The organism is Kitasatospora sp. NPDC041917, assembly GCF_055589745.1.
Genome location: NZ_JBVJBI010000020.1, coordinates 40,084 through 53,955, shown reverse-complemented (window position 1 = coordinate 53,955; position 13,872 = coordinate 40,084). Strand labels below are relative to the sequence as shown.

Here is a 13,872-nt window from a genome sequence, read left to right as displayed (position 1 = left end):
TGTGACACGCTGGACCATCCACGCACGTCACGACCTCAGAACGGGAAACTCCCAGTGGAACAGCAGCCGGTCAGCGCCCAGTACGTCCTCACGCTGTCCTGCCCCGACAAGCAGGGCATCGTCCACGCTGTCTCCAGCTACCTCTTCATGACCGGCTGCAACATCATCGACAGCCAGCAGTTCGGGGACGGTGACAGCGGGCTCTTCTTCATGCGGGTGCACTTCTCCGCCCCCGAGCCGGTCACCGCCGACAAGCTGCGGGCCAGCTTCGCCGCGATCGGCGCCTCCTTCGGGATGGACTGGCAGATCCACCCGACCGAGCAGCGGATGCGGATCGTGCTCATGGTCAGCAAGTTCGGGCACTGCCTGAACGACCTGCTCTACCGCACCCGGATCGGCGCCCTGCCGGTGGAGATCGCCGCGGTCGTCTCCAACCACACCGACCTGCGGGACCTGACCGAGAGCTACGGCATCCCGTTCCACCACATCCCGGTCACCAAGGACACCAAGGCCGAGGCCGAGCAGCGGCTGCTCGACCTGGTCGCCGAGGAGAACGTCGAACTGGTCGTGCTGGCCCGCTACATGCAGGTGCTCTCCGACCGGCTGTGCACCGAGCTGTCCGGCCGGGTGATCAACATCCACCACTCCTTCCTGCCGAGCTTCAAGGGCGCCAAGCCGTACCACCAGGCGCACGCGCGCGGCGTGAAGCTGATCGGCGCCACCGCGCACTACGTCACCGCCGACCTGGACGAGGGCCCGATCATCGAGCAGGAGGTGGCCCGGGTCACCCACGACGTCAGCCCCGACCAGCTGGTCGCGCTCGGCCGGGACGTCGAGTGCCAGGCGCTGGCCCGCGCGGTGAAGTGGCACAGCGAGCACCGGGTGCTCCTGGACGGGACCCGTACGGTCGTCTTCGCGTGACCGCTCCGCGCAGGCGTTTCGCGTAGGCGTTCGCGCGGACGGCGGGCCGCTACGGCCGGGAGAGCAGCGGGAGCGCGTGCAGCACCTCTCGGACCGCGGCCCGGTCGCCGTGCTCGCCGACCGGCAGCCGGTCCGGGTCGCGGTGCGCGGCGGCCAGCTGGCACAGCTCCAGGCCGTCCAGCACCATCGACGCCACCGGCTCCCCGCCGGGCGGGCCGCCGCTGCCGACGGCGGCGCCGTCGCCGTCCAGGGCGATCAGCCACTCGCCGCCCGCCGGGCCGTCGACCATCAGCCGCACCCGCCGGGCCGTCCGGGCCCCGCCCTCCGGCGCACCCGGCGCCCCGGCGTGCTCGGGCCGGGCCGCGCGCAGCCCGGCCAGCGCCCGGGGGAGCAGCCGGACCACCAGCTCCACCATCTGCCGCAGGTGCTGCGGCGTCGGCGGGTCGTACGGGTAGGCGACCGCCCGGGCCACGTCCTCGCCGTGCACGAAGCACTCGAAGGCGCGGTCCACGAAGGCGTCGCGCAGCGGCAGCACCGCGAAGCCGTAGTCGACCGGGGTGTTGCCCTGCGGCACGAGCGCGGCGCTGCGCACCAGGTCGTGGGCCTGCCGCCGCCAGCGGGAGCGCACCGACTGCGGCGCCAGGCCGGCCTGGTCGGCGATCAGCCGGGCGGTGCGCGCGGTGACCCCGGCGTACCGGCCGCCCTGCGGCGGGACGCGCGGCACGGACGGTCCGGCGGCCGGCTCCTGCGGGGGCACCCGCCGCCCGGCCGGTGCGGCGGGCGGGCCCGGAGCGGCCGGCACCGGGTCGGGCAGGCCGAGTGCCAGCGCCAGGAAGCCGTCCACCGCGGTCAGGTGGCCCAGCACCTCGGCCGGGCGCAGCCGCTCGGTGCCGCCGTGCCACGGCAGTTCCGCCACCTCCTGCCACTCCTCCGGGCCGAGGTCGCGCAGCAGCGCGTCGAGCTTGGCGGTCTCCGCCGTGTACGGCATGCCCCAGGCGGGGACGGGCAGTTGGGCCGGCCGACGGGCCAGGCACCAGTCGAGCACCTGCTGGCGCAGCGAGCCGGGCTGGTCCAGCGGCTCGTCCAGGGAGAGCCAGCCGGCCGCCTCGCGCAGCCGGGCCGCCTCCTCGGCGCACTCCCGGCAGTCGCGCAGGTGCTGCTCCAACTCGGCGGCCTCGCGGGCCGGGCAGGCGCCGAGGGCCCACGCGCCGAGCATCGAGCGCAGGGCGTCGTGCCGCTCCTCAGTGCTGCTCACGTCTCCCCGTTCCCGTCCCCGTTCCCGTCCCCGATGCCGTCCCCGATGCCGTCCTGGCGGGCGCGTTCGTCGGCCAGTTCGGTGGCCAGCAGCTCCAGACCGAGCCGCATCCGCTGCTTGGCGGCCTGCTCGCTGATGCCGAGCAGTCGGGCCGTCTCGCGGTAGGTGCGGCCGTCGTAGTAGGTCACCGCGATGGTCTCACGCAGGGGTTGGGGCAGGGAGTCGACCACGTACTGCATCCTCGCGGCGGTGGCCACGGCGCGGATCTCGGCCTCCGCGCCCGGTGCGAGTTCGGTGGCCCGCCGGGCCCGCAGCCGTTCGACCGCGCGGTGGTGGGTCAGCGCGCCGAGCCAGGAGCGCAGGGTGCCCCGGTCGGGGTCGAAGTCGTCGGGGTGCTCCCAGACGTGGGCGAAGACCTCCCGGGTGAGCTGGGTGGCGGCGGCCTGGTCGGCGAGTATCCGTCCGGCCAGGCCGTGCACCATCGGTGCGAGCTGGTCGTAGAGTTCGCCGAGCGCCGTCTCCTCGCCGCGGGCGAGGCGGCGCTGCAACTGCTCGTCCCAGCGCGGGGTCCGCTCCGGGGTGGCCATCGGGAACCACCCTCCTGACCGGGTTCGCTGGCTTACCCAACGGTATCTTGCGGCCGGGTGGCGCCGGGGGCGATTGCGGCAAGAACGGAACCGTTCCTGGCGGATCACCCCTCCTCATGGATGTGCCTCCCGGCCCGGATCCCTCGCCCGGATCCCCGGCCCGGATCCCTCCGGGTTCCTCGCCGGGGTCCCTCGCCCGGGCCGGGTCGTCCTCCCGCGGCCGGATCGTCGGACGGTACGACGGTCGGCCGGTGGGACCCGTCCGCCGATGCCACTGTTCGAGGGCCGTCGGACATATGTCGCACGGGTGGTTCGTGAGTGGCGGGCGGGGTGCGCGGGGCGCGCGGCGGTAGGTTCCCGACTGCGGGACCGGCGGGTCGGCCCGGGGTGGACGATCACCGGTACGAGCCTCGCGAGAGTGAGCGGGACAGTATGCACCGCGCTGTCGCCCGATCGCCGGAATATGCCCGAAGCGCTTGCTGCGGTCCGTCCCCCCGCCCATCCTGAGGCGTATTCGTGTCGCGGCCGGGTGCCCGACCGACGAGACGGCGCGGGCGAGTGGGCGCGGACGGACAGACCGGGCGGGCGCCCGGGCACGGCTCGGGTGGCGCCGGGCGACGTGCGGGGGCCCGCCGGCCGATCCGGCCCGATCGGGACTATGGCCGAACTGCGAATGCGGGTGGTGGAGCGGTGCAGGTTCTTCAGGTACAGCTGGCGGTGCAGGCTGACCCCGCCGAGGTCGGCCGGGCCCGCCGGTGGGTGCGCTCGCGGCTGCTGAACCACGGGGTGGACCCGGACGCGCCGATGGCCGAGACGGTGGTGCTGGTGGTCTCGGAGCTGGTGACCAACGCCGTGGTGCACACCGGCTGTCCGGCCGTGCTGAGGCTCTGTCTGCCGGTGGCCGACGGCCCGCAGGAGGGTGGACCGGCCGCCCCGCTGCGGGTGGAGGTCGCCGACGCGAGCCGGGCCGCACCGACGCCGCGGCACGCGGGCGCGGACGAGGACGCGACCAACGGGCGCGGTCTGGAGCTGGTCGAACTGCTCTGCGAGCGCTGGGGCTGGTACCCGGAGGACTCGGGCAAGCGGGTCTGGTGCGAGATCGGCAGCGACGCCCGTCCCGCGGATCCGCTGGCCGACGTGGACTGGGCGGCTTTGGCGCAATAGCGGCTTTCGCGGCGGCCGTCGGACCGTGCCGATCACGGTGCTGATCACCGGCCGAAAGGTGACGCAACCATTCCGAATTTCGGACTACCCATTGACGTGACGTATCCGACTGATCACGCTTGGGTGCGGCGCTCCGTCGCGAGGGGACGCCGAGGGGACGTCCGTCCACCGCCGCGGTGCCGCTGTCCAGGGGATTCGTGCCGGCAGGGCGGACCGCGGACGGCCGGTCACGGGCCGCTCCTCGGCGAGTGCGGAGGGCGTGGCGCGGAATCAGGGCTCGCGCGCCGGGGTTGGATGGCGGCCTGCCGTACCGTGCTCGGGGTGGGCGCGGCCTGCCGCCATCCGATCCGCCGTCGGCGCGCGACGGGATCCGGCCACCGGTCGGGCGGTCGCCGGGCCGTGCTCAGGAAGCGCGGCCTTCCGGGAGGGAGCGGAAGGTGCGCCGGTAGGCGCTCGGTGCGACGTCGAGCCGGCCGCGCAGCTGCAGTCGCAGCGAGGCGGCGGTGCCGAAGCCGGACTCCCGGGCGACCTGGTCGATCGTCAGATCGGTCCGTTCCAGCAACTGGCGGGCCCGCTCGGTGCGCTGGGTGGTGATCCACTGGCCGGGGCTGGCGCCGGTCTCCTCGCGGAAGCGCCGGGTGAAGGTCCGTACGCTCATCCCCGCCCGGTCGGCGAGCTGGCGCAGCGCCAGTGGCCGGTCCAGGTGCTCCAGCGCCCAGGCGCGCACCGCGGCGGTGCCGCTGCCGCCGGAGTCCACCGGGCTCGGGGCCTCCACGTACTGCTTCTGCCCGCCCTCGCGCCACGGCGGCACCAGGCAGTTGCGGGCCACCGCGTTGGCCACCGCGCTGCCGTGGTCGCGGCGCACCACGTGCAGGCACAGGTCCACCCCGGCGGCCACCCCGCCGGAGGTGAGGATGTCGCCGTCGTCGGTGTAGAGCACGTCGGGGTCCAGCCGCACCTTGGGGAACAGCCGGGCGAAGCGCTCGGTGTAGCGCCAGTGGGTGGTGGCCGGGCGGCCGTCCAGCAGGCCGGCGGCGGCCAGGATGAAGGAGCCGGTGCAGATCGACATCAGCCGGGTGCCGGGCCGGATCCGGGCCAGCGCGGCGGCAAGGGGCGGGGTGAAGCAGGCGTCGGCGACGGCCGGAGCGGAGTCGGCGGAGGCCGGGATCAGTACGGTGTCCGCCCGTTCCAGCAGTTCGGGTCCGTGGTCGACCATGACCCGGAAGTCGGCGCTGGTGGTGACCGGCCGTCCGTCCAGGGTGCAGGTGGCCACTTCGTACAGCGGCCGTCCGTCCGGGTCCTTGGCGCCGCCGAAGATGCGGGCGGGGATGCCGAGTTCGAAGGCGATCACGCCCTCCAGGGCGAGTACCGCGACCAGGTGTGCCATGCCGTCCCCTCGGGCGTCGGTGGGTCCGGGCCAGGGTACTGCGGGCCATGGCCCGAATCTTGCGAAAGCTGTCATTCAGGCCACTCGTCCGGTCCCGGGCGGCCCGGAACACTCGTTCGCGTGACCGAACGCAGCGCCCTCGCCCCCGCATCCCGCTCCGAACCGCCCGACCCGGCCAAGCGCCCCCGGGTGCACTACGCCTGGGTGGTGGCCGGCGTCTCCCTGCTCGTCCTGCTCGGCTCGGCCGGCTTCCGCTCCACGCCGAGCCTGATGATGGACGCCCTGCACAACGAGTTCGGCTGGTCGCTCGGGACGATCTCCAGCGCCACCTCCGTCAACCTGACGCTCTACGGCCTCACCGCCCCCTTCGCCGCCGCCCTGATGGACCGGTTCGGGGTGCGCCTGGTGGTGGTCTGCGCGCTGCTGACCATCTCGGTCGGCTCCGGGCTGACCATGCTGATGCGCGAGCCCTGGCAACTGGTGCTCTGCTGGGGCGTGCTGGTCGGCCTCGGCAGCGGCTCGATGGCCGGAGCCTTCGCCACCACCATCACCGGGCGCTGGTTCCGGGCCCGCCAGGGCCTGGTCACCGGGGTGCTGACGGCCGCCGGAGCGGCGGGGAACCTGGTCTTCCTGCCGATCGGCGCCTGGCTGGTCGAGCAGCACGGCTGGCGTTCGGCCGTGGTCGTGGTCTCGCTCGCCGCCAGCGCCGTCGCCGTCCCGGTGCTGCTGCTGATGCGCGAGCGCCCCGCCGACCTCGGCCTGCTCCCGTACGGTGCGACCGAGGCCCCGGCCGCGACGGTCACCGACGGCCGAGCCCTGGCCCGCTCGCTGCGGGTGCTGCGGAACGCCGCGCGCGTCCGGGCGTTCTGGCTGCTGGCCGGCTCCTTCGCGATCTGCGGCGCCACCACCGCCGGCCTGGTCGGCACCCACTTCATCCCGGCCGCGCACGACCACGGCATGCCGGTCACCACCGCCGCGAGCCTGCTCGCGCTGATCGGCGTGTTCGACGTGCTCGGCACCGTCTTCAGCGGCTGGCTCACCGACCGGGTCGACTCCCGGGTGCTGCTGACGGTCTACTACGGGCTGCGCGGCCTGTCCCTGCTCCTGCTGCCGCAACTGCTGGCCGGATCGCTCCAGCCGCCGATCCTCGCCTTCGTGATCTTCTACGGCCTGGACTGGGTGGCCACCGTGCCGCCGACCGTCGCGCTGTGCCGCCGGCACTTCGGCGAGGACGCCCCGATCGTCTTCGGCTGGGTGCTCGCCGCCCACCAGATCGGCGCGGCCGTCGTCGCCGGACTGGCCGGCCTGGCCCGTGACGCCCTCGGCAACTACGACCTCACCTGGTACGGCGCCGGCGCGCTGTGCGCGGTCGCGGTCGGGCTCTGCCTGGCGCTGCGCGGGGGGCGGGCCGATCGGGCGGTGCCGGCCCTCCCGTGACGGGCGGTCCGCGCGCCCGGGGGCGGCGCCGGCCCTCCCGGTAGGACCGTCGTACCGGAGGTCTAGGCTCCGCTCCATGGCGCTCACCTTCACCCTGGACCCCGAGCTCGACCCCGATCTGAGGACGGCCGTCGTCCGGCTGTGGGCCGACGTCACCAACGCCGGCGGGGCGGTCGGCTTCGTGGCGCCGGTCACCGAGGAGGAGGTCCGGGACACCGCCGAGCGCCAGTTCGCCGGGGTCGGACCGGACGGCCCGGACCGGTTGCTCGTCGCGCACGAGAGCGCGACGGGCCGACTGGTCGGCGTGCTGTTCTTCGAGTCGATGCGCTTCGACCTCATGGAGCACTGGCGGATGCTCAAGCGGGTCATGGTGCACCCCGACTTCCAGGGCCTGGGCCACGGCGCCCGACTGCTCGCCGAGGCCGAGCGGACGGCCCGGGAGTGGGGCCTGGAGTCGCTGCGGCTCACCGCGCGCGGCGGCCTCGGGCTGGAGCGGTTCTACGCCCGCAGCGGCTACCGGGAGGTCGGCCGGGTGCCGGCCGCGATCCGGGTCGCCCCCGGGGACGACCGGGACGACATCACCCTCTGGCTCGACCTGCGCTGACGACCGCCCGCCGGGCCGGGGGCCGGATCGGGTGCCCCGTGCCCCGCTCCGGCCGTCAGGCATGCTTGACTGGAGAACCCGCCCCAGCGCAACGAAGAAGGACGTGTCGAGTGACCAGCAACGGCCCGGAGAAGTCGCACGCCACGCTCCGCTACACCTCGCTGCGGGTCAGCATCTTCCTCGGCTGCCTGCTGGTGGCCCTGCTGCTCGGGCACTTCGGCGTCATCCCGGTCAGCGGTGAGGCCGGCATGATCTTCCTGTTCCTGCTGGCCGCGGTCGCCTCCGCGCCGCTCAGCTACGCGCTGCTGAGCAGGCAGCGCGACGAGATGTCCGCGCAGATCAGCGGCAAGGTCTCCGGGATGCGCAGCCGTACCGCCGACCGGATCGCCGCGCAGAACGCCGAGGAGGACGCCGCCGACGACGCCGCCCGCTCGGCCACCGCCGGCCAGAACTGACCCGGGCCCGGCCCCGGAGCGCAGCCGCCGTGCCCGCCACCCGAGACTCCGAGCCGTCCGAGCCGTCCGCCGGGCAACCGTCCTCCGAGGGGGCGTCCGTCGAGGCGGCGTCCGCCGGGCAACCGCCCTCCGAGGGGGCGCTCGGCACCTGGCCGGCCCCCGTCCGCCGCCCCACCGGGCGGGACGTGGCGCGGCTCGCCGGGGTCTCCCAGGCCACCGTCTCCCTGGTCTTCTCCGGCGCCGAGGCCGGCCGACGGGTCTCCGAGGCCACCCGGGAGCGGGTCCGGGAGGCCGCCCGCAGCCTCGGCTACCGCCCGCAGGCGGCCGGGCGCCAGCTGCGGCTCGGCCGCAGCGGGATGATCCTGCTGGCCGTGCCGAACCTCCAGGGTCCGTTCTTCGGCCGGGTGCTGGAGGGCGTCCACGAGGAGGCCGGCCGCAACGGCCTGGCCGTCGTGGTCAGCTCCGGCTGGGGCAGCGCCACCCTGGCCGAGGCCGCCACCGCCGGCCGCTTCGACGGCCTGCTGATCTGCTCCCCGGACGACAGCCAGCTCGGTGAGCTGCCCGTCGACACCCCCGCCGTCTTCCTGGACGCCGACCCCGGCACCGACCGGGCGCGTCCGACCGTCGAGCTCGACGTGGCCGGCGGGATGCGTGCCGCGGTCGAGCACCTGGCCGCGCTCGGCCACCGCCGGATCGGCCGGCTGCGCTCCAGCCACTCCGCCTACACCTTCCGGGTCCGGCAGGCCGCCTTCGAGCAGGCCGTCCGTGAACTCGACCTGGACGTCGTGGAGTTGGGTGTGAGTCTGAACGACGGCCACCGGGCCGCGCGGACCGTCGCGGGCCGGCTGCTGGAGCGGACGGACCGGCCGCGGGCGGTGATCTGCGACGACGACGTGGTCGCCTCCGGGGTCTACCAGGCCGCCGCCGAACGGGGGCTGCGGGTGCCGGAGGACCTGTCGGTGGTCGGCATGGACAACGTCGCGGTGGCCGCGCTGCTCGCCCCGCCGCTGACCACCGTCGACCTGCCGGGCGAGGAGCTGGGCCGGGCGGGCGCGGCCGCGCTGGCGGCCCTGCTGCGCGGGGAGCGGGTGGCGCCGGTCGCGCCGCTGGCCACCTCGCTGGTGCTGCGCTCCTCCACGGCGCCGGCCGGTACGGCCCCGACCTGGCGGTGACGGTCCGTCACCGGTGACAGGACTGCGCCCGTCGGCCAGACCACCGGCGGGCGCAGTCGTTCGTGGGGGTGGGTCAGCCCACCGGGACGGGCCGGGCGGCCGGGGCGAGCGGCACCGGGTGGAACCAGCGCCGGGCGCCGAACAGCACCAGCCCGCCGAGTGCGATCCCGCCCACCGCGCACAGCGCCACCGGGCGCAGCGAGTCCTCGGCGAGCTTGCCGGAGACGGCGTAGCCGAGCGAGTTGCCGGTGGCGAACAGCGTCACCAGCCAGGCGAAGGCCTCGGTGACGGTGCCGGTCGGCGCCAGTTCGGCGACCAGGACGAACGCCGCCGCCAGCAGCGGGGCCAGCATGACCCCGGAGAGGAAGGCCAGCGCGGCCATCGGGTACGGCCCGGGCAGGGTGACCAGCGGCAGGTAGGAGGCGGCCATCGCGAGGGCCATCACCCAGGTGCGGGTGGCCGTGGTCCGGCGCCAGGTGACCGCGCCGTAGGCGAGCGCGCCGAGCAGGCCGCCGAGCGCCGCCAGTGCCAGCAGGGTGCCTCCGCCGCCGGGCAGCGTACCGACGTGCTGTTCGGCGTAGGCGATGAACAGCACGTTCTGCGCGCCGACCGCCCAGCCGGCCCCGGCCAGTCCGACCAGCAGCAGCACCAGTCCGGGGGAGCGCAGCGGCCCGAGCAGTCCGGCGGACCGTTCCTGCGCCGGGGCGCGCCAGGCCCGGGCGGGCCCGGCGGTGGCGACGATCAGCGCGCCGGCCAGTCCGAGCCCGGCGGCCACCCAGAGTGCGGCGACCGGGCTGAACAGCCCGGAGATGGTGGCGACGGCCAGCGGGCCGGCCACGTAGAGGATCTGCTGGGCGGCCGAGTCGAAGGCGTACGCGGTGTCGAGCTGCTTCTCCTCGACCACGTCCGGCCAGAGCGAGCGCAGGCAGGGCTCCAGCGGGGGCATGGCGAGGCCGGCGATCGCGGCCCCGATCGGCGCACCGAGCGCGGAGCCGGGGGCGAGGGCGAGCAGCGCGTACCCGCCGCCGGCCACCACGGCGGAGGCGAGCAGGACGCGCGGCTGTCCGGTGCGGTCCACGATCCGGCCGAGCACCGGGCCGCCGACGGCGGCGGCGATCGCGTAGGCGGAGGTGGCCAGTCCGACCCGGCCGTACGTCACCCCGGCGTCGCGCAGGGCGAGGGCGATGACGAGGGCGGTCATGCCGGCGGGCAGGCGGCCGAGCAGGGTGCCGAGCAGCAGACGGGTGACGTGCGGGGCACGGAGCAGGGCGAGGTAGCCCATCGGCCGTCCTCTCCGGGTGGGCAGGCAGGGGCAGGGACGTCGTCAAAGTTATACGTATAACTGCTCAGCGGTCAATCGGGCCGCCGAGTAGGCCTGATGGGGCGTCAGCTTCGTTCGTGTCCGGAGTCCGGGCCGGTGGCGGGCCTCGGGCGGCGTGCGCGCTGCGTGACCTCAAACAAGTACTTTGAACATCTCAAACCTTTACTGCTAACGTATCGGCCATGACAGCCTCAGACGCACTGCGGATGCACGGCCCGGGCCCCCTGCCCGGCGCCGCCCGCCCGTGTGCTCTGACCGGTGCTGTGGACAGCCCGCGCCGTTGTCGCGCCATGCGCTGTGCTGCCCTGAGCTGTACCGCGGCGGCACGCCCCTGACCGGGGGCCCGACCCCTCCCGTCCGGCCCCGCGCCGTGCCGCCCGCTCCGCCCCCACCTCACCGTCAGCAACGCCCTCCCCCGGAGACGCTCCCCCATGTCCACAGCGCCCGAGGCGACCTCGTCGCCGTCCGTGCTCGCCCGCATCCGCAAGACGCCCTTCTGGGTGCAGATCGTCGCCGGCCTCGTGCTCGGCGTCGGCCTCGGCTACCTGGCCCGCGCCGCCGACATCTCCTGGCTGGCCACCACCCTGGAGACCATCGGCAAGATCTTCGTCCAGCTGCTCAAGCTGGCCGTCCCGCCGCTGGTGTTCACCGCGATCGTGGTGAGCGTCGCCAACCTGCGCAACGTCACCAACGCGGCCCGCCTGGCCACCCGCACGCTGCTCTGGTTCATGATCACCTCGCTGATCTCGGTCGGCATCGGCATCGGCCTGGGTCTGCTGACCAACCCGGGCGAGGGCACCAACCTGAAGACCGAGGGCCTCAAGGCGCTCGACTCCAAGGGCACCTGGATCGACTTCCTGACCGGGATCTTCCCGACCAACATCGTCGACTCCTTCACCAAGGTGAACGTGCTCCAGATCGTCTTCCTGGCGGTCGTGGTCGGCGCGGCGATCCTCAAGCTCGGCGCCAAGGCCGAGCCGGTCCTCAAGCTCAGCGAGTCCGTGCTGGAGCTGACCCAGACCGCGCTCTGGTGGGTCATCCGGCTCTCCCCGCTCGGCACCCTCGGCCTGATCGGCAAGTCCGTCGCCAAGTATGGCTGGGACCTGCTGAAGCCCTTCGCCACGCTGACCCTGGACATCTACCTCGGCTGCGCGCTGGTGCTGTTCGTCGTCTACTCGCTGGTGCTGCGCTTCGCCGCCGGGCTCAACCCGCTGCACTTCTTCAAGGGCGCCTGGCCCGCGATCCAGCTGGCCTTCGTCTCCCGCTCCTCGGTCGGCACCCTGCCGGTCACCCGCCGCGTCACCGAGCGCCTCGGCGTCCCGAGCGAGTACGCGTCCTTCTCCGTGCCGTTCGGCGCCACCACCAAGATGGACGGCTGCGCCTCGATCTACCCGGCCGTCGCCGCGATCTTCGTCGCCCAGGTCTTCAACATCGAGCTGGGCATCAAGGACTACATCCTGATCGCCTTCGTCTCGGTGGTCGGCTCGGCCGCCACCGCGGGCCTCACCGGCGCGATCATCATGCTGACGCTGACCCTGTCCACGCTGGGCCTGCCGCTGGAGGGCGTCGGCCTGCTGCTCGCCATCGACCCGATCCTGGACATGATGCGCACCGCGACCAACGTCGCCGGCCAGGTCGTCGTGCCGATCGTGGTCGCCGCCCGGGAGAAGATCCTGGACGTCGCCGCGTACAACAACCCGTCCGGGGACCTGTACGACGAGGCCCCGGAGCCGGCCGTCGCCGCAGGCCAGGGCGGCGCGGCCCCGGTCGCGGCCTGAGGCGGAACGTGCGGTCGAACGCCAGAGGGGACGTTCGACCGGCATGACGGAAAGGGCCCTCTCCCGGTGACGGGAGAGGGCCCTTTCCGCATTCCTTCGCTCCGTGCCCGAACTTCCACTCCGGGACGGGCTTTCGAAAAGGCAGGGGGCCCGCCGACCGGCGGGCCCCCTTGGGTACTGCTCTTGTGCTCATGGTGGCGGCTGTCGGGAGCCGCCGGCGGACCCGTACGGGTCCCGAGCGATCAGAACATCAGAGGATGGTCAGACAGCGGTGACGTTCTCCGCCTGCGGGCCCTTCGGGCCCTGGGTGACGTCGAAGGTGACCGTCTGGTTCTCCTCCAGCGAACGGAAGCCGTTCGCGTTGATGGCGGAGTAGTGAACGAAGACGTCGGGGCCGCCGCCATCCTGGGCGATGAAGCCGAAGCCCTTCTCAGCGTTGAACCACTTGACGGTTCCCTGAGCCATGCCGTTCTCCTTGCGATGCGTGTCGGGGGCCACACCGTGTGACACCCGGTCCGCTGCGCTGATCGCCCTGCCTCCGGACGTGTCCGAAATTTTTCGATATTGCTGAAAAACTACAAAAAGCCTGCGGTTACATGCTCCGCAGGCTTCAAGTACTGCAAGGGGAATCAAACTGCAACTGAGGGCAACGCTAGCATGCGGCCGCTGTGACGACCAGAGGTCACTTGCGGCGTGGAAGGCGCGTGTCGTAAGGCCCGGAGTGGGCGTGGAAAGGAGCGTCGACGCCGCGTCGACGGCGCGTGAGGGCGTGTCGGACGGCCGGTGCGAGCCGCCGCGAACAGCAGGCATACGCTGCGGGGAGGCACGAACAGCAAGGGAGCGGCGCAGTGGCAGCACCGGAGGCACGGACACCGGACGCGCGGACGCGGGAGCCCCAGGAGAACACACCGGTCAGGCCCCGGGTCGGCCACATTCAGTTCCTGAACTGCGTACCCCTCTACTGGGGACTCGCCAGGACCGGGAACCTGCTCGATCTGGACCTCACCAAGGACACCCCGGAGAAGCTGAGCGACCAGCTCGTCGACGGCACCCTGGACATCGGCCCGATCACCTGCGTGGAGTACCTGCGCAACGCGGACGACCTGCTGGTCCTGCCGGACATCGCGGTCGGCAGCGACGGCCCGGTGATGTCCTGCCTGATCGTGAGCAAGGTGCCGCTCGCCGACCTCGACGGCCGCCGGGTCGCCCTCGGCTCCACCAGCCGCACCTCCGTACGGCTCGCCCGGCTGCTCCTGGAGGAGCGCGAGGGCGTGCGCCCGGACTACTTCAGCTGCCCACCGGACCTCAGCGCGATGCTCGCCGAGGCCGACGCCGCCGTCCTGATCGGCGACCCGGCCCTGCGCGCCTACCTCGGGCAGGCCGCCGACCTCGGGCTGACCGTCCACGACCTCGGCGAGATGTGGAAGGAGTGGACCGGACTGCCCTTCGTCTTCGCGGTCTGGGCGGTGCGGCGCGAGTTCGCCGAGCGCGCCCCGGAACTGACCGCCGCGGTGCACCGGGCCTTCCTGGAGTCCCGCGACCTGTCGCTGGTGGAGGCCGGCAAGGTCGCCGAACAGGCCGCCCGCTGGGAGGCCTTCGGGGCGGACGTGCTGGAGCGGTACTTCAGCGAGGCGCTCGACTTCTCGCTCGGCGAGCGGCAGCTGGCCGGCGTCACGGAGTTCGCCCGGCGGGTCGCGCACGACAGCGGGTTCGCCCCCGACGTCGCGGTGCGGCTGCTGGAGCCGGCGGCGTTGCCGCTGGGGATGCAGCAGGGGATGTAGGGGAGGTAGG

At 73.6% G+C, this 13,872-nt stretch carries 13 protein-coding genes; 8 read left to right on the top strand and 5 right to left on the bottom strand.

The features are described from left to right. The first annotated feature begins 54 nt into the window (after positions 1 to 54). The gene (gene purU / locus ACZ6EM_RS23875) at positions 55 to 921 is read left to right on the top strand and encodes a formyltetrahydrofolate deformylase (RefSeq protein ID WP_359902185.1); all 867 of its coding nucleotides are present in this window, start codon (positions 55 to 57) and stop codon (positions 919 to 921) included. 49 nt (positions 922 to 970) lie between these two features. Here the strand turns inward: purU and ACZ6EM_RS23870 are convergent, their stop codons facing one another. After that, positions 971 to 2,176 (bottom strand): zf-HC2 domain-containing protein, encoded by a 1,206-nt coding sequence (locus tag ACZ6EM_RS23870; RefSeq protein ID WP_380538396.1) that lies wholly within the window; start codon positions 2,174 to 2,176, stop codon positions 971 to 973. Continuing rightward, on the bottom strand, positions 2,173 to 2,763 hold the full coding sequence (locus tag ACZ6EM_RS23865) for a sigma-70 family RNA polymerase sigma factor (RefSeq protein ID WP_465773194.1): 591 nt from the start codon (positions 2,761 to 2,763) through the stop codon (positions 2,173 to 2,175). Before ACZ6EM_RS23865 ends, ACZ6EM_RS23870 begins: the two co-directional genes overlap by 4 nt. Before the next feature lie 690 nt (positions 2,764 to 3,453). Between ACZ6EM_RS23865 and ACZ6EM_RS23860 the strand changes: the two genes are divergently transcribed. Further along, positions 3,454 to 3,927, top strand: a complete 474-nt coding sequence (locus tag ACZ6EM_RS23860) for an ATP-binding protein (protein WP_359902194.1) — start codon at positions 3,454 to 3,456, stop codon at positions 3,925 to 3,927. Positions 3,928 to 4,330: 403 nt separating this feature from the next. On the opposite strand, the gene ACZ6EM_RS23855 is transcribed toward ACZ6EM_RS23860, so the two are convergent. Continuing rightward, complete coding sequence (locus ACZ6EM_RS23855; protein ID WP_401049420.1) at positions 4,331 to 5,314, bottom strand: GlxA family transcriptional regulator; 984 nt, start codon at positions 5,312 to 5,314, stop codon at positions 4,331 to 4,333. Between the two features lie 120 nt (positions 5,315 to 5,434). Between ACZ6EM_RS23855 and ACZ6EM_RS23850 the strand changes: the two genes are divergently transcribed. The 4 genes from ACZ6EM_RS23850 (at position 5,435) to ACZ6EM_RS23835 (ending at position 8,982) form a co-directional block, all read left to right on the top strand. After that, positions 5,435 to 6,751 carry an MFS transporter gene (locus ACZ6EM_RS23850; RefSeq protein ID WP_380538402.1) on the top strand — a complete coding sequence of 439 codons (1,317 nt, stop codon included), beginning with the start codon at positions 5,435 to 5,437 and terminating at the stop codon, positions 6,749 to 6,751. Positions 6,752 to 6,827: 76 nt separating this feature from the next. Then, the gene (locus ACZ6EM_RS23845; protein ID WP_452179020.1) at positions 6,828 to 7,355 is read left to right on the top strand and encodes a GNAT family N-acetyltransferase; all 528 of its coding nucleotides are present in this window, start codon (positions 6,828 to 6,830) and stop codon (positions 7,353 to 7,355) included. 110 nt (positions 7,356 to 7,465) lie between these two features. Continuing rightward, positions 7,466 to 7,810, top strand: coding sequence for a DUF4229 domain-containing protein (locus ACZ6EM_RS23840; protein WP_401049423.1), 345 nt, complete (start codon positions 7,466 to 7,468; stop codon positions 7,808 to 7,810). Between the two features lie 29 nt (positions 7,811 to 7,839). Continuing rightward, the gene (locus ACZ6EM_RS23835; protein ID WP_465773193.1) at positions 7,840 to 8,982 is read left to right on the top strand and encodes a LacI family DNA-binding transcriptional regulator; all 1,143 of its coding nucleotides are present in this window, start codon (positions 7,840 to 7,842) and stop codon (positions 8,980 to 8,982) included. A gap of 73 nt (positions 8,983 to 9,055) precedes the next feature. Here ACZ6EM_RS23835 and ACZ6EM_RS23830 read toward each other — a convergent pair whose 3' ends face one another. Further along, positions 9,056 to 10,264, bottom strand: coding sequence for an MFS transporter (locus ACZ6EM_RS23830; RefSeq protein ID WP_401049426.1), 1,209 nt, complete (start codon positions 10,262 to 10,264; stop codon positions 9,056 to 9,058). A 470-nt stretch (positions 10,265 to 10,734) separates the two neighbouring features. Here ACZ6EM_RS23830 and ACZ6EM_RS23825 point away from each other — a divergent pair, with 470 nt between their 5' ends. After that, the gene (locus tag ACZ6EM_RS23825) at positions 10,735 to 12,081 is read left to right on the top strand and encodes a dicarboxylate/amino acid:cation symporter (RefSeq protein WP_452179018.1); all 1,347 of its coding nucleotides are present in this window, start codon (positions 10,735 to 10,737) and stop codon (positions 12,079 to 12,081) included. Positions 12,082 to 12,342: 261 nt separating this feature from the next. On the opposite strand, the gene ACZ6EM_RS23820 is transcribed toward ACZ6EM_RS23825, so the two are convergent. Further along, positions 12,343 to 12,546, bottom strand: a complete 204-nt coding sequence (locus tag ACZ6EM_RS23820) for a cold-shock protein (RefSeq protein ID WP_188301247.1) — start codon at positions 12,544 to 12,546, stop codon at positions 12,343 to 12,345. 383 nt (positions 12,547 to 12,929) lie between these two features. Here ACZ6EM_RS23820 and ACZ6EM_RS23815 point away from each other — a divergent pair, with 383 nt between their 5' ends. Then, positions 12,930 to 13,862, top strand: a complete 933-nt coding sequence (locus tag ACZ6EM_RS23815) for a menaquinone biosynthetic enzyme MqnA/MqnD family protein (protein ID WP_401053589.1) — start codon at positions 12,930 to 12,932, stop codon at positions 13,860 to 13,862. Positions 13,863 to 13,872: the final 10 nt, after the last annotated feature.